General features: G+C 71.9%; 17 protein-coding genes. 8 read left to right on the top strand and 9 right to left on the bottom strand.

What is annotated here, in order from left to right; all coding sequences use genetic code 11:
* Positions 1 to 481 precede the first annotated feature (481 nt).
* On the bottom strand, positions 482 to 1,378 hold the full coding sequence (locus tag OG349_RS21920; protein ID WP_327236226.1) for a hypothetical protein: 897 nt from the start codon (positions 1,376 to 1,378) through the stop codon (positions 482 to 484).
* 150 nt (positions 1,379 to 1,528) lie between these two features.
* On the opposite strand from OG349_RS21920, the gene OG349_RS21915 reads away from it, so the two are divergent.
* The 4 genes from OG349_RS21915 (at position 1,529) to OG349_RS21900 (ending at position 6,255) form a co-directional block, all read left to right on the top strand.
* Entirely contained in the window at positions 1,529 to 2,938 is a 1,410-nt protein-coding gene (locus OG349_RS21915) for a mycothione reductase (protein ID WP_327236225.1), read from the top strand.
* 195 nt (positions 2,939 to 3,133) lie between these two features.
* The gene (locus OG349_RS21910) at positions 3,134 to 4,777 is read left to right on the top strand and encodes a penicillin-binding transpeptidase domain-containing protein (RefSeq protein WP_327236224.1); all 1,644 of its coding nucleotides are present in this window, start codon (positions 3,134 to 3,136) and stop codon (positions 4,775 to 4,777) included.
* 105 nt (positions 4,778 to 4,882) lie between these two features.
* On the top strand, positions 4,883 to 5,407 hold the full coding sequence (locus OG349_RS21905) for a YbaK/EbsC family protein (RefSeq protein WP_327238661.1): 525 nt from the start codon (positions 4,883 to 4,885) through the stop codon (positions 5,405 to 5,407).
* Entirely contained in the window at positions 5,404 to 6,255 is an 852-nt protein-coding gene (locus OG349_RS21900; protein WP_327236223.1) for a DMT family transporter, read from the top strand. Before OG349_RS21905 ends, OG349_RS21900 begins: the two co-directional genes overlap by 4 nt.
* A gap of 25 nt (positions 6,256 to 6,280) precedes the next feature.
* On the opposite strand, the gene OG349_RS21895 is transcribed toward OG349_RS21900, so the two are convergent.
* A complete protein-coding gene (locus tag OG349_RS21895) occupies positions 6,281 to 6,778 on the bottom strand; it encodes a GNAT family N-acetyltransferase (protein ID WP_327236222.1) in 498 nt (165 codons plus the stop codon).
* Positions 6,779 to 6,857: 79 nt separating this feature from the next.
* The gene (locus OG349_RS21890) at positions 6,858 to 7,703 is read right to left on the bottom strand and encodes an SDR family NAD(P)-dependent oxidoreductase (RefSeq protein ID WP_327236221.1); all 846 of its coding nucleotides are present in this window, start codon (positions 7,701 to 7,703) and stop codon (positions 6,858 to 6,860) included.
* Positions 7,704 to 7,928: 225 nt separating this feature from the next.
* Between OG349_RS21890 and OG349_RS21885 the strand changes: the two genes are divergently transcribed.
* Genes OG349_RS21885 through OG349_RS21875 form a run of 3 tightly spaced genes read left to right on the top strand, consistent with a single transcriptional unit; the run spans position 7,929 to position 10,421 of the window.
* Positions 7,929 to 8,393 (top strand): GntR family transcriptional regulator, encoded by a 465-nt coding sequence (locus OG349_RS21885; protein ID WP_327236220.1) that lies wholly within the window; start codon positions 7,929 to 7,931, stop codon positions 8,391 to 8,393.
* A 4-nt stretch (positions 8,394 to 8,397) separates the two neighbouring features.
* Entirely contained in the window at positions 8,398 to 9,330 is a 933-nt protein-coding gene (locus OG349_RS21880; protein WP_327238660.1) for an ABC transporter ATP-binding protein, read from the top strand.
* Entirely contained in the window at positions 9,327 to 10,421 is a 1,095-nt protein-coding gene (locus OG349_RS21875; RefSeq protein WP_327236219.1) for an ABC transporter, read from the top strand. Before OG349_RS21880 ends, OG349_RS21875 begins: the two co-directional genes overlap by 4 nt.
* Before the next feature lie 159 nt (positions 10,422 to 10,580).
* On the opposite strand, the gene OG349_RS21870 is transcribed toward OG349_RS21875, so the two are convergent.
* From OG349_RS21870 to OG349_RS21855, 4 genes are all read right to left on the bottom strand, one after another.
* Entirely contained in the window at positions 10,581 to 11,744 is a 1,164-nt protein-coding gene (locus tag OG349_RS21870; RefSeq protein ID WP_327236218.1) for a serine hydrolase domain-containing protein, read from the bottom strand.
* 82 nt (positions 11,745 to 11,826) lie between these two features.
* Positions 11,827 to 12,714, bottom strand: a complete 888-nt coding sequence (locus OG349_RS21865; RefSeq protein WP_327236217.1) for an energy-coupling factor ABC transporter ATP-binding protein — start codon at positions 12,712 to 12,714, stop codon at positions 11,827 to 11,829.
* Positions 12,711 to 13,472 (bottom strand): cobalt ECF transporter T component CbiQ, encoded by a 762-nt coding sequence (gene cbiQ, locus OG349_RS21860; protein WP_327236216.1) that lies wholly within the window; start codon positions 13,470 to 13,472, stop codon positions 12,711 to 12,713. Before cbiQ ends, OG349_RS21865 begins: the two co-directional genes overlap by 4 nt.
* A gap of 1 nt (position 13,473) precedes the next feature.
* Positions 13,474 to 14,535 (bottom strand): energy-coupling factor ABC transporter permease, encoded by a 1,062-nt coding sequence (locus tag OG349_RS21855; protein ID WP_327236215.1) that lies wholly within the window; start codon positions 14,533 to 14,535, stop codon positions 13,474 to 13,476.
* A 322-nt stretch (positions 14,536 to 14,857) separates the two neighbouring features.
* On the opposite strand from OG349_RS21855, the gene OG349_RS21850 reads away from it, so the two are divergent.
* Positions 14,858 to 15,271 (top strand): SsgA family sporulation/cell division regulator, encoded by a 414-nt coding sequence (locus OG349_RS21850; RefSeq protein WP_327236214.1) that lies wholly within the window; start codon positions 14,858 to 14,860, stop codon positions 15,269 to 15,271.
* A 187-nt stretch (positions 15,272 to 15,458) separates the two neighbouring features.
* On the opposite strand, the gene OG349_RS21845 is transcribed toward OG349_RS21850, so the two are convergent.
* Positions 15,459 to 17,699, bottom strand: a complete 2,241-nt coding sequence (locus OG349_RS21845) for an MMPL family transporter (protein WP_327236213.1) — start codon at positions 17,697 to 17,699, stop codon at positions 15,459 to 15,461.
* A gap of 144 nt (positions 17,700 to 17,843) precedes the next feature.
* Positions 17,844 to 18,416, bottom strand: coding sequence for a TetR/AcrR family transcriptional regulator (locus OG349_RS21840; protein ID WP_327236212.1), 573 nt, complete (start codon positions 18,414 to 18,416; stop codon positions 17,844 to 17,846).
* Positions 18,417 to 18,544: the final 128 nt, after the last annotated feature.

Genomic DNA, 18,544 nt, shown 5'->3' with positions numbered 1-18,544 from the left:
CCACGGCGGGCGCGGGGAGTGTGACAGGCCTGTTGCCGGAATTGTGTGGTCCGTCACATTCCGCGTGGGGGTGGGCTGGTGCACTCTGCGGATGGTGCTTCTGCTGCTCATCCGGCCGGTCTGGTCACCGCCTTCGGGTTTGCCGGGTACGGCTTCGGCGGGCTCGGGCGGGCGCGGAGGACGAGGGCGCCGGCTCCTCGCCGCTCTTGCCCTGCCGGACGCCGGGGCAGTGGGAGCGCGCGTCGCGAGTCATCGACTACGTACCCTCCGCTTCACCTGCGAGACGACGGACGGCGGAAGCTTCGCCGCCGACGCCATTCCCGGTTACGTCAACCCGGTCGTCGTGGGTTTCGCCCTGGGCGCCGTCGTCTGCGCCGGAACGTCCGCCGTCATGGCGGAGATGTCCGAGCGCCGGGCGGCGAAGGGGCCGGTGCGTGAGCGGCCGGTGCGTGAGCGGCCGCCCCTCTTGTCTTGTGGGGCGTCAATCCGTCAAGGGGTGCCAGTCGTCCTCCTCCCCGCCCCACACCAGCGCCCCGTCCCTCAGGCCCGGCCTGTCCCTCGTCGCCAGGGCCGGGGCCTGGAGCATGTCGGCCGCCTCTTCCAAGTACGTGACCAGGGTGTCGAGTTCGTCGGCCGGGGGTTCGTCGTAGCGGGACCAGCCGCCCAGGAAGCCGGTCTCGGTGTCCAGGTACAGGCCCGACGTGCTGTCGGCCGGGGACAGGGAGACCACCGGAATCCAGGTGGCCCTCCACGCGGTGAACCGGTCGTATTCCGGGCGATGGGCCCGGGTGGTGTCCATGCGGTGCCGGTACGACTCGGCCACGGCGTCCAAGGTCATCAGGGCCCGGTTGCCCGGCAGGCATCCCCGGCCGCCTACCCCGTCGTCGCCCGCCGTCAGGGACCACAGGGCACGCAGCGCGGGGGGTATCGGGGTGCCGAGGTGGTGTTCCAGGGCGGTGAGGGTCGTAGGGTCGGCGCCGGGGCGGAGGGCCGCGTGGGAGGCGGGGGCGTGGCGCCGGAGCCAGTGGGTCACGCGCTGCCAGGCGTCCTTGACCTCTCGTACGGTGAGCGCTTCCGCCGCCGGGTCCTCCGGCTGGTCCCGGGGCCGGGCGCGTGCGGCCGGACCGGCGCCGTGGGTCGCGGTCGCGTGGCGTATCTCGATCCTGTCCGGCCCCCGGAGGTAGTCGACCGCCAAGGTAGGGCATTCCTCGAACAGGTCACCGTCCACCATCACGGTGAGGACGCCCGGCGGACCCATGGGCCGGCCCAGCTCCGGCTCCTCTGCCAGCCGGCCGGCCAGGACCTTCAGGGCGTAGGGGACCCCCGCCCCCAGTTCGGTGGCTGCCTCGCGTAAGCGCGGGGAGATCTCGACGTTCATCACGGCCTGGTGCTCCTTGTCGGTGGTCCGGGGGTGGTACGGGCGTGGTACGGGGGGCCGGGGGGCCGAGGGGGTGGTGCCCGGCCTGGGGGCGGGAGAGACTTCGGAAAGTCTGTAGCAGTGTTACGAACAGCAAGGACGGATCAGCGGATGCGCCATTACGACCTCGTCATCATCGGTTCCGGTTCCGGTAACTCGATCGTGGACGAGCGGTTCGCCGAGTGGGACGTGGCGATCGTGGAGAAGGGCATCGGGCCCGACTCCGTGTACGGAGGGACGTGTCTGAACGTCGGGTGCATTCCGACGAAGATGTTCGTGCACGCCGCCGACACCGCCCGTACGCCCGCCGGTTCGGCACGGCTCGGGGTGGATCTGGAGCTGCGCGGCGTGCGGTGGGGCGAGATCCGGGACCGGATCTTCGGCCGGATCGACCCCATCGCGGCCGGTGGTGAGCGCTATCGCGCCGAGGGCAGCCCCAACGTCACGCTCCTCAAGGGGACCGCCCGCTTCACCGGCGTACGGGAGTTGGTGGTCGAGACCGCCGCCGGTCCCGAGGCCGTCACCGCCGACCGGGTCGTCGTCGCCGCCGGGAGCCGGCCCGCCGTCCCCGCGCTGCCGGGGATCGACACCTCCGGTTACCTCACCAGCGACACCGTGATGCGCCTGGACGAACTGCCCCCGCGCATGATCATCATGGGCACGGGGTTCGTGGGCGTCGAGCTGGCGCACGTCTTCTCCGCCCTCGGCGTCGAGATCACCGTCATCGGGCGCTCGGACCTGCTGCTGCGCCACGAGGACACCGACATCGCCCGCCGCTTCACCGACCTTGCCGGGCAGCGCTGGGATCTGCGCATGGACCGGACCGCGTCGCGTGTGGAGCGGGAGGGGAGTCTTGTACGGGTGTACGTGGACGGGCCCGAGGGGCCCGAGACCATCGAGGCCGAGGAACTCCTCGTCGCCACCGGCCGCGTCCCCAACACCGACCTGATCGACGCCGCCGCGGGCGGGCTCAAGCTCACCGACGACGGGCGGGTGTACGCCGACAGCACCCAGGCCACGTCCGTGGAGGGCGTCTGGGCGCTGGGCGACATCAGCTCCCCGTACCAGCTCAAGCACGTCGCCAACCACGAGGCGCGGGTCGTGCAGCACAACCTGCTGAACCCGGGCGCCCCCATCGAGTCCGACCACCGGTACGTGCCGCACGCCGTGTTCTCCGCGCCGAAGATCGCCTCGGTCGGCCTGACCGAGGACCAGGCGCGCGCGGCCGGGATCGAGTACGTCAGCGCGACACACGCGTACGCGGACATCGCGTACGGCTGGGCGATGGAGGACACCACCGGCTTCGTCAAACTCCTCGCCGACCCGATCACCGGCCTGCTCCTCGGCGCCCACCTCATCGGCCCCGAGGCGCCCACCCTGATCCAGCCGGTCATCCAGGCCATGCACTTCGGCCTCGACGCGCGCACGATGGCGCGCGGTCAGTACTGGATCCATCCGGCGATGCCGGAGCTGGTCGAGAACGCCCTGCTCAAACTGGATCTGCGGATGGCGCCCGCGTAGGTGGGACCGTCGACGCCGGGGGTACGGGGCACCCGTACGTCATCCGTACACCGCCCGAATGTCGACCGTACGCCGCCCGAATGTCATCGTCGCAGTCCGATAACACCCGGCCGATCTGTCACACCTGTCCCGTAGAGTTCCCCCGACTGCCTCCTTGAACATGTTCAAAGGAGGCCCGGGGGAGGGGACAGCAGGATGCGCAGCGGAGCGAAAGTGGCCATCGTCGGCGGGGTGTTCGCCGTGGTTGTCGGTGGGGTGGGGTACGGGGCGGTCAACGTCTACAACGGGCTCGGCGACAGCGGGACGGACGGCACGACCACCACCTCGCAGTCCGAGGAGGTCAAGACCGGACCGCTGAGCGCCGAGGAGATCGACACGGCGGCCAAGGGCTTCCTCGCCGCGTGGGCGAGCGGCAAGGACCCGGCCGCCGCCGCGCAGTTGACCAACAACGCCGCCGAGGCCCAGTCGGTGCTCACCGACTACCGGGACACGGCGCACGTCGCCTCCGCCGTCATCACCCCCGGGACCCCGGTCGGCGCGAAGGTGCCGTACACCGTCAAGGCCACGGTCACGTTCGACGGCAAGAGCAAGCCCTGGTCGTACAGCTCCGAGCTGACGGTGGTGCGCGGCCTGACCACCGGCAAGCCGCTCGTCGACTGGGCGCCGAGCGTGATCCACCCCCAGCTGACCGCGACCACGTCGCTGGTCACGGGTGAGGCGTCCGTCCCGCCGATCGAGGCGGTCGACCGCAACGGGACGGCGCTGACGGCGGAGAAGTACCCGTCGCTCGCGAGCATCCTGGACGAGCTGCGCAAGAAGTACGGCGAGGACGCGGGCGGCACGCCCGGCATCGAGCTGTCGCTGAGCAGCGACGACGCCACCACGCCCAACCGGACGCTGCTCACGCTGGCGAAGGGCAGGACGGGCAAGCTGCGGACGACGCTGGACGCGACCGTCCAGGCGGCGGCGGAGACGGCGGTGAAGAAGTTCAGCGAGGCGTCGGTCGCGGCCGTGAAGCCGAGTACGGGCGAGATCATCGCGGTCGCCAACAACCGGAGCGACGGCTGGAACGCGGCGATGCTCGGCAAGCAGGCGCCCGGCTCCACGCTCAAGATCCTGACGGCCGCGATGCTGATGGAGAAGGGCCTCGTCTCCCCGGACGGAGCGGCGGACTGCTCCCCCGATGTGCTGTACCAGGGGCGTACGTTCACCAATCTTGAGGGGTTCTCGATCCCGGGCGGCACCTTCGCGCAGAGCTTCGCCCGCTCGTGCAACACCGGCTTCATCCACTTCATCGACGACACCCACGACGACGCGGCGCTGAGCAAGGAGGCCCAGGAGGTCTTCGGGATCGGGCTCAACTGGCAGACGGGCGTGACGTCGTTCGACGGCAGCGTGCCGGCCGCGGCGGGCGGCGAGGCGGCGGCGCAGTACATCGGGCAGGGCACGGTGCAGATGAATGTGCTCAACCTGGCGTCGATCACGGCCACCGCGAAGAACGGCACCTTCCGGCAGCCGGTCATCGTGTCCAAGACGCTGGACGACCGGCAGATCGCCTACGCGCGGCGCTCGCTGCCGTCCGCCGTGTCGCAGAACCTGCGGTACCTGATGCGGCTGACCGCGACGAGTTCGTACGGCACGGCGACGCAGGCGATGTCGGGGCTCGGCGGTGACAAGGGCGCGAAGACCGGCTCCGCCGAGGTCGACAACCAGGCCGACTCCAACAGCTGGTTCACCGGCTACCAGGACGACCTGTCGGCCGCGGCGGTGGTCCAGTCCGGCGGACACGGGGCGGACGCGGCGGGGCCGGTGGTGGCGGCGGTGCTGGGGGCAGGGTGAGCCGGCAGCACGCCGGTCGCGGGCGCGAAAGCGGTTCGCGGAGCCCGTACCCCGCCGACTAGCGTGCCAGCCATGAACGAACCCGACACCACGGCACCCGGCGCCATGGCACCTCACACCGCGGCACCCACCACCGCGGCACCCGCCTCCGCCGCTCACCCCCGCTTCGCCGAGGCCCTGCGCGAGCTGGGCCTCGGCCACCTGGCCGGGGAGATCCGCCGCTTCCCCGACGCCACCCGCACCGCCGCCGAAGCCGCGGCGGCGGTCGGCTGCGCGCTGGACGAGATCGTGAAGTCCCTGGTCTTCGAGGCCGACGGGGTCCCGGTCCTGGTGCTGATGGACGGCGCCTCCCGGGTCGATCTGGAGCGGGTACGGCAGGAGTTGGGCGCCGTGGCCGTCACCCGGGCGAACGCCGATCGGGTACGGGAGACCACCGGGTACGCCATCGGCGGCATCCCGCCCTTCGGCCACCGTACGAAGACAACCGTCCTCGCCGACCGGGGCCTGCTCGACCACGCCCTGGTGTGGGCGGCGGCGGGCACCCCGCACACCGTCTTCCCGATGGACCCCGCGTCCCTGGTGGCCCACGCCGGCGGCACCCTGGTGGACGTCCGCGAGCGCAAGGCGTGACTCCGCTCGTCGCCCTGGCGGTCCTGGTGGCCGCGCTCACCCACGCGACCTGGAACGCCATCGCGCACACCATCCGCGACCAGCTCCTCGCCTTCACCCTGATCGCCGGGGGCGGCGCGGCGCTCGGCGCGGTGGCCGCCTGCTTCGCCCCGCTGCCGCACGCGGCGGCCTGGCCGTACCTCCTCGTCTCGGCGGCGCTGCACATCGCCTACCAGGCGCTGCTGATGCGGTCGTTCAGCCTCGGGGACTTCGGCCAGATGTACCCGATCGCGCGCGGTACGGCGCCGCTGGTGGTCACCGTGCTGGCCGCGCTCTTCGTGGGCGAGAAGCTCGACGCCTGGCAGGCGGCGGGGGTGGCGGTGGCGTCGGCGGGACTCGTGGGGGTGGCCCTGTGGGGCATCAAGGGCTCGCGCACCAAGCCCCACTGGCCCGCGCTGGTGGCGGCGCTGGCGACGGGCCTGTCGATCGCCGCGTACACCGTCGTGGACGGGGTGGGGGTACGGAACTCGGGTTCGGCGGTCAGCTACCTCGCGTGGCTGATGATCCTGGAGGGCGTCCTGATCCCGGCGTACGCGCTCCACGTGCGCGGCGCCCGCGTCCTTCTCCCCCAACTCCGCCCGCACGCCGCGCTGGGCCTGCTGGGCGGCTTCCTGTCGGTCATGGCGTACGGGCTGGTCCTCTGGGCCCAGACCCGGGCGGCGCTGGCCCCGATCGCGGCGCTGCGGGAGTCGTCGATCATCGTGGGGGCGGCGATAGGGGCGGTGTTCTTCAAGGAGCGCTTCGGCACGCCGAGGATCGCGGCGGCGGGGCTGATGGTGGTGGGGATCGGTCTGATGCTGCATACGTGAGAGCCCCGGACCGCATTTGTCCGGCTCACGTACGGGGCGCGCGCACCAGCTCCCGTACGTACGTGATCCCCGGCCTCCCGCCCAGGACGCTCTCGCCCGTAGGGGTGAACCCGGTGCGGGTCAGGACGGCCCGCGACGCGAGGTTGTCGCGCGCCGCGCCCGCGCGCAGGGAGGTCAATCCGTACTCCGTGGCGGCGAGGGTGAAGATCCGGCGGACGGCGACGGTCGCCAGCCCTCTCCCCGCGGCCTTCTCGGCGATCCGGAACCCCAGTTCGGCGGAACCGTCCGCCACGTCCACCAGGTTGACGCGCCCCACCACCTCTCCCCCGCGCTCCACCAGCAGGTGGAAGTGGCAGAGCCCGGCGGCCTGTTCCGCGAGCAGCGCGTCGTGGCGGGCGTCGAAGTGCGCGAAGTACGCGTCGCCGCGATCCGTCACCGACGCGGCGAAGTAGGCCCGGTTCCCGCGCTCGAACGCGAGGAGGGCCGGGGCGTGGTCGGGGCGCAGGCGCTGGAGTTCGGGCATGGGGAAACGGTACGGGGACGCGTGAGGGCGGCGCGGCGGCAGGTGGCCGTCGCGGCCGCCGCGTACCGGACGACCCGGCTCAGTCCTCGCCCCCGAGGGCACGTCGCAGGCCCAGGTTGCTCGTCAGGATGCCGCCGTCCACCGGGAGCGTCACGCCGGTGATCCACGCCGCGTCCGCGGACGCGAGGAACGCCACCGCCGACGCGATGTCCCCCGGGGTGCCCACCCGGCCCGCCGGGTAGTGCGCGGCCGCGCGGTCCAGCGCGTCCTCGCGGCCCGCCCAGCCCTCCGTGCGGATGGTGCCGGGGGCGACGAGGTTCACCCGTACCCCTCGGGGGGCGGCGTGTCCCGCGAGGGTACGGGTGAGGCTCGCGAGGCCCGCCTTGGCCGCGCTGTAGGCGTGGTTGCCGAAGTCCTGCTCGCCGTTGACGGAGCCGATGGAGACGATCGCGCCGCGCCCCGAGGCCGCCAGGTGCGGCAGCGCGGCCCGCGCGCAGCGGAACGCCCCGGTCAGGGTGATGTCGAGGTCCCTGGCCCAGACGTCGTCCGGCTCGTCCTCGAAGAGCGGGGCGTCGGGTGCGCAGGCGTACGCGTTGTTGACCAGGACGTCGAGGGAGCCGAAGTGCTCCACGGCGTACGCGACCGCCGCCTCGATCTCGGTACGGTCGGCGACGTCGCAGCGGTACGCGAGGGCGCCGGGGAGGGACTCGGCCGTGGCCCGCGCCCGCTGCTCGTCCAGGTCGGTGACGAGGACGCGGGCGCCCTCGGCGGTCAGCCGGCGTGCGGTGGCCGCGCCGATGCCCCGGCCGGCGCCGGTGATCAGCACGCCGTACCCGTCGAACCGCCGGACACCGGGCGGCACCTCCCCAGCCGTTGAAGGGCCCGCCCCGGTCCGTCCCGCCTCCGGCTGATCCACCTGTCGCATGCCACTCACTCCGTCCGGCCACCCGGCCCGTCCGGCCGGTGGTCCGGTGATCATGCCGCCGAACGCACCTCCCGCACCAGAGCCGGGCGCCGGTCGGTCGCTTCCAGGCGTGGCCACACTGATCCATCCGCGCCACGACCTCCCACGCGCTTCTCCTCGTCCCCGGTCGGCATTGACAACCGCCCTCGCACCCCTCCATCATCATTCCACTAATCAAGTAGTGGAATGGTGGTGAGCGTGGAGTACCGCATCGACAGGCGGAGCGGGGTCCCCGCCTTCCAGCAGATCGTGCAGCAGACCAAGCAGGCCCTGCGGCTGGGCGTACTCGTGCCGGGTGACCGGCTGCCCACCGCCAAGGAGGTCGCCGCGACCAGCACGGTCAACCCGAACACCACCCTCAAGGCGTACCGCGAGCTGGAGCGCGAGGGCCTGGTCGAACCGCGACCGGGCCAGGGCACGTTCGTACGCCGCACGCTGGGCCGCCCCGAGACGGGCACCGACTCGGCGCTGTACGCGGAGCTGGTGGCGTGGATGTCGAGGGCGGCCGGGGACGGTCTGGAGCAGGAGGACGTGGCCGCGCTGGTCGCGTCGGCGATGGAGAAGCAGTACGCCGCCGGGAACGTGGCGGCGACGAGGTCCACGACAACGGGGTCCACGGGGGCCACGACAACCAGGAGCACAGGTGAGTGACGGTATGTACGCGGGGGAACCGGCGATCGAGGCGTACGGGCTGGGGATGCGCTACCGGCGGGGCTGGGCGTTGCGGGACTGCTCCTTCCGGCTTCCGGCGGGACGGATCTGCGGCCTGGTGGGACCCAACGGGGCGGGCAAGACCACGCTGCTGAGCATCGCGGCCCATGTCCTCCAGCCGACGAACGGCTCGATCAGCCTGTTCGGTGACGCTCCGGGCTCGGTGGAGTCCGGCCGGCGCACAGCGTTCCTCGCCCAGGAGAAGCCCCTGTTCCGCCGCTTCACCGTGGCGGAGACCCTGCGTCTGGGCCGGGAGCTGAACCCCGGTTGGGACCAGCGCGCCGCCGAGGACATCATCCGCGCGGGCGGCGTGCCCTTCGACGCGAAGATCAGCACCCTCTCCGGAGGCCAGCGCACCCGCGTCGCCATCGCCCTCGCCTTCGGAAAGCGCCCTGACCTGCTGATGCTCGACGAACCGATGTCGGACCTCGACCCGGTCGTGCGCCACGAGATCATGGGCACCCTCCTCGCCGAGGCCGCCGAGCGCGGAACCACCGTGCTGATGTCCACCCACGTCCTCGCCGAACTGGAGAACGTGTGCGACTACCTCGTCGTCGTCTCCGGCGGCGGAGTGCGCCTCGCCGGTGACGTGGACGAGCTGATGTCCGTGCACACCCTGGTCACGGGCGCCAAGGACGGTGACGGCATGCCTCCCGCCCTCGGGCACCACACCCTCGTCGAGTCCCGGACCAGCGGACGGCAGTTCACCGCGCTCATCCGCCCCGTGGGCCCGGTCACCGGCCCCTGGGACATCAACGCCCCGAACATGGAGGAACTCCTGCTCGCCTATCTCCGCTCACCCGACGCACCACCGCTGATCACCCCCACCGCCCAGGTCCACGGCCAGGGGTTCGGCACCGGGGCGGTGGCGGCATGAGCACCTCCACCCGCGGCTCGACCAGCACCTCGACCAGCACCTCGACCGGCTCCACGAGCGACGGCAAGAACGGGACCATGAACGGGACCACCGGCGGGACCTTGGACACGATCACCACGAAGGTCGGCCGGCGCCCCCGGCTCAGCGGTATGACCTGGCTGATCTGGCGCCAGCACCGGGCCGCGTTCTGGACGATCCTCGCCGGCACCGCCCTCGCCGCGGCCTGGATCGTCTACCAGCGCGGCCAACTGGTCGACTTCCTCGACGGCTACGGCTATCCCGGCAAGAGCCTCGCCGAGGCGGGCGGCACGTTCCAGCAGTACGTCGACGCGTTCTCCGTCGTCTCCATGGGTCTCCAGGCGATACCCATCCTGCTCGGTGTCTTCCTCGGCGCCCCGCTCGTCGCGGGCGACCTGGAGAACGGCACCGCCAAGCTGGTCGCCGCCCAGTCCACGAGCCGGACCCGCTGGCTCGGCACGAAGCTGGCGCTGGCCGGACTGGTGGTCGTGGTGAGCACGGGCGCGTTGTCGGCGGTGTTCGGCTGGTGGTGGAACCCCGTCAAGTCCGAGGCCATGGTCGTCATGGACTGGACCTCGGCCCAAGCGTTCAACACGACGGGCCCGGTGCCCGTCGCCCTCAGCCTCTTCTCCGTCTTCGGCGGGGTAGCGATCGGTGTGGTGCTGCGGCGCACGCTGCCGGCCATGGTGGTCACCTTCGGTTTCACCGTCGTGCTCCAGCTCGTCTGGGGCTACTTCCTGCTGTCGCTCGGCAACGTCGTCACGGTCACGACGGACAAGGGGGTCACAGGCGGGAACGAGTCCCCCTCGCTCCCCCACGGCGCCTATGAAATCGACCAGTCGTTTGTCACCGGCAGCGGGGATCTGCTGGGCTGGGGCACCTGTTCGAACTCGCAGACCGAAGCGGCACGGCAGGTGTGCCTGGACAAGGCCGATGTCGTGGGCTGGTCGGTGCGGTACCTCCCGCTGTCGCAGATGAACGCCATGCAGTGGTTCGGGGCGGCGATCCTGTTCGCCCTGACCGCCGGTGTCGTGGCGTTCCTCTTCTTCTGGGGTCGTAAGCGGCTCCTCTGAGGGGCCGGACCGGCATCGAGCTCCAGCGCCTGGCCCCGTGGGGGTCGGTGGCCAGGCGCGTGGTCCACGAACCGAGTGAAGCGCGGGTCGAACTCGTCATCCCGAAGCGGCGGATGTCCGGCTCCCCCGATCCCCTCACGGAGCCCCCCGCCCCGGCGGTCAGATCGCCGCGCGCACCGCCCGTACCAGCGCCTGCGCCCTCGGGTCCGCCGTGACGCCCTGGCGCATGCCGTTCGTGACGTACCCGAAGGCGATGCCCGACTCGGGGTCCGCGAAGCCCAGGGCGCCGCCGCGGCCCGGGTGGCCGAAGGAGCCGGGGCCCAGCAGCGGGGCCGCCGGGCCGTGGAGCATGAAGCCCAGGCCGAAGCGGGTGGCGACGACCAGGACCCGGTCCGGGCCCGCCGACTCCTCCGTACGGGCCAGCGTGAGGGTGGCGGGTGCGAACAGCCGGTGGCCGTCGACCGGTCCGAGCATCGCCGCGTAGACGCGCGCCAGCGCCCGCGCCGTGGAGATCCCGCCTCCGGCGGGCAACTCGGCGGCGCGGTAGGCGGGATCGTTCTCGTCCGCGCGTGGGGCGATCGCACCGAACGCCCGCCGCGTCAGCGACTCCGGGTCCTTGTACGCCTCCGACACGGACCGCTTCGGCCGCAGCCGCAGCTCGCCGCCTCCCTCGGCGGCGGGCGGGGCCTCGGCGGGGCCGATACGGCCGACCCGGTGGGCCTCCTCGGCGGGCAGCCCGACCCAGAAGTCCAGCCCCAGCGGTCCGGCGATCTCCTCCGCGATCCAGCGGCCGACGCTCCGGCCGGTGACCCGGCGGACCAGTTCGGCGATGAGCCAGTTGTGGGTGAGCGCGTGGTAGCCGTGGTCGGTGCCCGGCTCCCACAGGGGCCGCTGGGCGGCGAGCGCCCGCGCGCCCGATTCGCCGTCGATCGCCTCGGCCGGGGTCAGCGGCCGGTCCAGGACGGGGAGTCCGGCACGGTGCGTGAGCAGATGCCGTACGAGCACCCGTTCCTTGCCCGCCGTCTTGAACTCCGGCCAGTACGTGCCCACCGGGGCGTCGAGGTCGATCTGCCCGCGCTGGTGGAGCAGGAGGAGGACGGCGGCGGCGATGCCCTTGGTGGCGGACCGGACGGTCTGCGCGGTGTCCAGGGCCCAGGGTTCCGTCCCGTCGACGTCCCGCGTGCCGGCCCACAGGTCCACGACCTTCCGCCCGTCGCGGAAGACGGCGACGGCCGCGCCGCGTTCACCGAGCCGCTCGAAGTTCCGTACGAAGGCATCCCTGACCGGCTCGAAGCCCGCCGCCACCGTGCCCTGGACGTCCACGCCCGCACTCCCGCCCGTCGTACCGCTCGTTGTTCCGATCCGGTCGCCGCTTCCGCGCGCGTACCGCTCGGAAGAAACATACCTACGACGCGACGGGTCCCGGCGCCACGGACTTCGGGTCGAAACCGAACGGCAACTCCAGCCGGTGCGCGCCCATCAGCGCCTCGTCACCGAGCAGATCGCGGGTGGCACCGTCCGCGACGATGGCGCCCTCGCTCAGGATGACGGCGCGGGGGCAGAGTTCGAGCGCGTACGGCAGGTCGTGCGTGACCATCAGCACGGTGATGTCCAGCGACCGCAGGATGTCGGCGAGTTCACGCCGGGACGCCGGATCGAGGTTGGACGACGGTTCGTCGAGGACGAGGATCTCCGGCTCCATGGCCAGGACGGTCGCGACCGCGACCCGGCGGCGCTGGCCGAACGACAGGTGGTGCGGGGGGCGGTCCGCGTACTCCGCCATGCCGACCCGTCCGAGCGCGGTGGTGACCCGCGCCTCCAGCTCGGCGCCGCGCAGCCCGGCGGCGGCCGGGCCGAACGCCACGTCCTCCCGGACGGTCGGCATGAACAGCTGGTCGTCCGGGTCCTGGAAGACGATGCCGACCTGCCGCCGGATCTCCGCCAGGTTCCGCTTCTCGACGGGCAGCCCGGCGACGGTGACCGTGCCGGCCCCGGCGTCGAGGATGCCGTTGAGGTGCAGGACGAGCGTGGTCTTGCCGGCCCCGTTGGGCCCGAGCAGCGCCACCCGCTCCCCGCGCGCGACGGACAGATCGACGCCGAAGAGCGCCTGGTGGCCATCGGGATAGGCGTAGGCGAGGCCCCGGACATCGAGGGACACCGGCCGGGCGGCGGAGGGAGCGGGCGCGCGGTCCTGAGGTGTGGGGTCCTGGGGCGCCGGGTCCTGGGGCTTGGGGTCCAGGGGCTTGGGGTCCAGGGGCATGGCGTCCTGCGGTACGGAGTCCGGCCGAGTCATAGGGTCCAGCCAAGCAGACACACGGCGAGCGCCGACACCGGGAGGGCGGCGGCGTAGCGCCACTGGGCCCGCGAGGCCGTCACCTCGTCGATGACCGGCATCGTGCCCGTGTACCCCCGGCTCACCATCGCCAGGTGGACGCGCTCGCCGCGCTCGTACGAGCGGATGAACAGGGCGCCCGCCGTCTTGGCCAGCACCCCCCAGTGCCGTACGCCCCGCGCCTCGAAGCCGCGCGAGCGCCGGGCGATGGACATCCGGCGCATCTCGTCCGTGATGACGTCGCCGTACCGGATCATGAAGGAGGCGATCTGGACGAGCAGGGGCGGCAGCCGCAGCCGCTGGAGGCCCAGCAGCAGCGACCGCAGCTCGGTGGTCGAGGCGAGGAGGACGGACGCGGCGACGCCGAGGGTGCCCTTCGCGAGGACGTTCCAGGCGCCCCAGAGCCCGGGGACGCTCAGGGGGACACCGAGGACGTGGATCTCGTCGCCGGGGACCACGAAGGGCATCAGGACGGCGAAGGCGACGAACGGCACCTCGATGAGCATCCGCCGCAGCAGGAATCCGGCGGGGACACGGGCCGCCGCGGCGACCGCCGCCAGCAGCACCGCGTACAGGCCGAACGCCCAGACCGCCTCGCGCGGGGTGGAGACCACCACGAGGACGAAGCAGAAGACGGCGGCGAGCTTGCAGTGCGGCGGCAGGTCGTGGACCGGGCTGTGGCCGTGCCGGTAGAGCTTGTGGGCGTGACCCGCGCCCATGTCAGGCGCTCCCGCCGGCGAAGGACGTCACGGAGCCGTCCCGGTCGGCCGCGCGGCGCCGGCGCACCGCCCAGAAGATCCCGCTGCCGACGGCGACGGTGCCGGCCACGCCGATGACCCCGGCGAGGCCGCCGGAGATCCGGGCGTCGGTGATGTCCTTGACGCCGTAGTCGGCGAGCGGGGAGTCGGCGGTGTGGTGCGGCTCGGTCTTCTTGTCGATGCCCTGGTCGGCGGCGACCTTCTCCAGGCCGTCGGGGTTCGCGGAGGCGTAGAAGGACACAAAACCGGCCAGTACGAGGGCGGTGACCAGGCCCGTCGCCCAGACCGCGCGGGTGGACCGCGCCGCCACGGGCACGGGCGCGGCGGCGGGCGCCGCGTCCACCAGCTCGCCGCCGACCCGCAGCTTGAGCGGGGCGGAGAGGCCGCGGGCGCCGTGGACCAGGTCGGGGCGTACGGCGATGACCGCGCCCACGGTCAGCGCGGTGATGGCGGCCTCGCCGACGCCGATCAGCACGTGGACGCCGACCATGCCGGTCAGGACCTTGCCGATCGGGATGTCGGTGGTCCCGCCGATCGCGTAGAAGAGGGTGAAGCCGATGGCGGCGGCCGGTACGGAGACCAGCGCGGCGACGAAGGACGCGACGGTCACGGAGCGGCGGGCGCGGGGCAGGATCTTCACCAGGGCGCGGAAGAGCGCGTACGAGACGACGGTGGTGATCACGGCCATGTCCGTGATGTTCACGCCGAGCGCGGTGAGGCCGCCGTCCGCGAAGAGGATGCCCTGCATCAGCAGTACGACGGAGATGCAGAGCACGCCCGTGTAGGGGCCGACGAGTATCGCGGCCAGTGCCCCTCCCAGGAGGTGGCCGCTGGTGCCGGTGGCGACCGGGAAGTTGAGCATCTGTACGGCGAAGATGAAGGCGGCGACCAGCCCGGCCAGGGGCGCGGTGCGCTCGTCCAGCTCACGGCGCGCGCCGCGCAGGCTGACGGCGACGGCGCCCACGGCGACCACGCCGGCGGCGGCGGAGACGGGAACGTTGATGAATCCGTCGGGGACATGCATGGCGGGCTCCGCTTCCTGCGGGGGCTGTTGAGAACCGGGCGGTGGGGGAACCGTCTGTCGGCGGTGGGGGAACCATCTGTCGGCGGCGGGTGACCGTCTGATGATAGGGCCCTCTTGCGAACAGCTCGCAAGAGCAGGTTGTATGCAAACCGCCCTCCCGGGGAACGGGGGGTTGCGGGGAAGCATGAGGCGACCCGGCCTCACGGGCAGCATGTCCCCATTTGACTGTTTTGTGTGACTATGAAATGAAGGTCCGATAAAGCCTGCGGGGTCGTGACGCCAGACTCACCGTCCCCGGCTCTCACCCCAGAGGAGCGAGCCGATGCCACCCGTCGTGGAACAACCCGCCAAAGCCCGTCTGATCACGGACGCCGCCCAGCACAAGACCGTCCCTGTCACGCTGCTCTACGACGGCGCGGATCCGCTCGCGATGCGCATCGTGTTTCCCCCCGAGGTCTCCCTCGACCGGAGCGAGGTGGTCTGGGCCTTCGCCCGCGACCTGCTCGAAACCGGTCTGCGGCTGCCGTCCGGCACGGGTGACGTGCTGGTGTGGCCGTGCGGGCGGGCCCAGACCGTACTGGAGTTCCACTCGCCGGACGGGGTCGCTCTGGTGCAGTTCGACAACGCGCCGCTGCGGCGGTTCCTGGAGAGTTCGTACGCGATGGTCCCGGCGGGCAAGGAGCACCACGAGATCGAGGTGGAGAACGAGCTGGGGAACCTGCTCCACAAAACCTGATCGCCCCCGTGACGCGCCGTGGCCCGGTCCCGCACCCCCTCTCAGGGATGCGCGACCGGGCCACGCGCCGCTCCCGGCCCCCGTCCCCACGGTGCCGGTGCGTGTCCGGGGTGCTGGTGCCGCTCACACCCACCCCGGAGCACTGGGACGGCGTACTTCAGTAGCTGTACGCCGGGCCTTCGGTACGTCAGACGCGCACAAGCTCACGCTCGGAGCCGTCCGACTCCTCCGCGTCGTCCCCCAGCTGCTTGCGCAACTGCTCGCCCTCCACGTCCACGTTGGGGAGCGCCCGGTCGAGCCAGCGCGGCAGCCACCACGCCCGCGTGCCGAGCAGGGCCATCACGGCGGGCACGATCGCCATCCGGACCACGAAGGCGTCGAAGAAGACCGCGACGGCGAGGCCGAACCCGATCATCTTGATCATCGCGTCACTGGCCCCGATGAAGCCGGAGAAGACCGCGATCATGATCACCGCCGCGGCCGAGACCACCCGCGCCCCGTGCCGGAACCCGGTCACGATCGCCTCGCCGGGCCGCTCGCCGTGGACGTACGCCTCTCGCATGCGGGTGACCAGGAAGACCTCGTAGTCCATCGCGAGGCCGAAGACCACACCCACCAGGAAGATCGGCATCATCGACATGATCGGGCCGGTCTGCTCGACCCCGAGCAGCCCCCCGAGCCAGCCCCACTGGAAGACGGCGACCACGGCGCCGAGCGCCGCGACGACCGAGAGCAGGAAGCCGAGGGCGGCCTTCAGCGGGACCAGGACCGACCGGAAGACCAGCATCAGCAGCAGGAACGCGAGCCCGACGACCAGCGCCAGGTACGGCAGGAGGGCGTCGTTCATGCGCTGCGAGAAGTCGATGTTCAGGGCCGTGGCGCCGGAGACGTACACCTCGGCACCGTTCTCCGCCCGCGCCTTCGCCGCGGCCGACCGGATGTCGTGCACCAGCTCCTCGGTCTTGATCGAGGAGGGCCGGTCCTTGGGGATGACCGTGACGGTCGCGGTGTCGCCCGCCTTGTTCAGGACGGGGTCGAGGACGGTGACGACGTCGTCCATCTTCTTCACCGTGGCCGAGATGCCGAGCGCGGCGGCCTTGGCGTTGTTGTCCGCCTGGCCGTCGACCACCAGCATGAGCGGTCCGTTGAACCCGGGGCCGAAGCCGTCGGAGAGCAGGTCGTACGCCTTGCGCTGGGTGGTGCTCACCGGCTGCGAGCCGTCGTCGGGCAGGCCCAGCTCCAGCGAGGTGGCCGGGAGGGCGATGGCACCGAGGCCCAGCACACCCACGACCAGCACGGCGACCGGGCGGCGCAGCACGAACCGCGCCCAGCGGGTGCCCATGTTGGGCTTCTTCTCCACGGGCACGGCTCCGGCGCGCACCTGGGCGTCGGTGTGTTCCATGGCCTTACGGGCCTTGCGGCCGAACACCCGCTTGCCCACGAACCCGAGCATCGCGGGGGTGAGGGTGAGGGCGATGAGGACGGCGATCACCACGGTCGCGGCCGCCGCGAGGCCCATCTTGGTGAGCATCGGGAGGTTGACCACGGCGAGGCCGGAGAGGGCGATGACCACGGTGAGCCCGGCGAAGACCACGGCGGAGCCCGCCGTGCCGACGGCCCGTCCCGCCGCCTCTTCCCGTTCCCGGCCGTCGGCCAGCTCGGCCCGGTAACGCGAGACGATGAACAGCGCGTAGTCGATGCCGACCGCGAGGCCGATCATCATCGCGAGGATCGAGGTGGTGGAGCCCAGGTCGAGGACGGTGGCGAGCGCGGTGATCCCGGAGATCCCGACGCCGACCCCGAGGAGCGCGGTGACCAGCGGCAGTCCGGCGGCGATCAGCGACCCGAAGGTGATGACCAGCACCACCGCCGCGATGGCGACCCCGATGATCTCACCGGAGCCCGTCTCCGGGGCGACCTGGAGGGCGTCCCCGCCGATCTCGACCGCCATGCCCTCGGCCTTGGCGTCGGCGCCGGCGTCCTCCAGCGCGGTACGGGTCGCGTCGGTCAGCGACTCCGAGCCGACCTTGTACGAGACGCTCAGGTACGCGGTCGAGCCGTTCTTGGCGACCCCGCCCGTGGTGAACGGGTCGTTGACGGACTTGACCTGCGACGAACCCGCCTTCAGCTCGTCGGCGATCTTCTTGACCTCGGCCTTGTTGCCGGCCGCGGTGATCTTCTCGCCCGCGGGCGCCTTGAAGACGACCCGGGCGGTGGCACCGTCGCTGCTGGCCCCGGGGAACCGCTGGTCGAGCAGGTCGAAGGCCCGCTGGGCCTCCGTACCCGGGATCGAGAAGGAGCTGGAGGTGGGGGTGGACGCGGAGGCCGCGGCGACTCCGGCGAACGCCAGCAGGGCCACCCAGATCAGGGCGACATAGCGGCGGCGCCGGAAGGCGAGCCGGCCGAGCTTGTAGAGGAACGTGGCCACGAGGGCGTACTCCCGGTCTGTGGACGAAACAAGGGCATGGGGAGCCGACCCGACGGCGAGAGAGCGGCACGCGTCAGGGAAATGCGGGGTGCTACGGGGAGGTGATACGGGGACTGCGGGGACTACGGGGGACTGCTCGAACCGTCAGACGCCGAGGGCGGGGAGGACCACGGCATCCAGGTACGCGGTGAGGAACGCCCGGTCGACGGACCGGTCCTCGATGAGCTGCCGGGCGACGAAGGCGCCGACCAGCATGTGCAGGACGAACGGCAGCGCGGGATGGTCCGCGGCGATCTCGCCGCGGTCGACCGCCCGCCGGAGCAGTGTCTTGAGTCCGCTCGTCTCGGGCTCGACCACCACGTCGCGCAGCGCCTCGCGGAGGTCGGGGTTGTCGTGGACGGCATGGAAGAGCCCCCGCATCAGCGCGGAGTCCCGTTCCATCTGGGATTCGTCGGTGAGCGCCGTCATCGCGTGGAAGTCACCGCGCAGGGAACCGGTGTCGACCTCCAGCAGCGTGTCGGGCTTGGTGTGCCGCAGCGCCCGCGCGACCAGCACGGGCTTGCTCCCCCACTGGCGGTAGAGGGTGGCCTTGCTGGAGCGGGCGCAGGTGGCGATGGCGTCCATGGTCAGGGCGTCGTACCCCACCTCACGCAGCAGGTCGAGCACGGCGCCGTACAGCTCGGTCTCACGCTCGGGCGTCAGCCTGGTACCTGCCATGATCCACCTCCTGCCCGGCCATACGAACGAAACGGTTTCGTACAGTACGACGATAGCCCGGAGCCGAGCGAAACGAAACCGTTTCGCTTGTGGCCTGCGCCACAGAGGTGAGTACGACATAAATGTGG

It is taken from the genome of Streptomyces sp. NBC_01317 (genome assembly GCF_035961655.1).
Taxonomy (GTDB): Bacteria; Actinomycetota; Actinomycetes; order Streptomycetales; family Streptomycetaceae; genus Streptomyces.
This window is presented reverse-complemented; position numbering and strand designations above follow the sequence as displayed.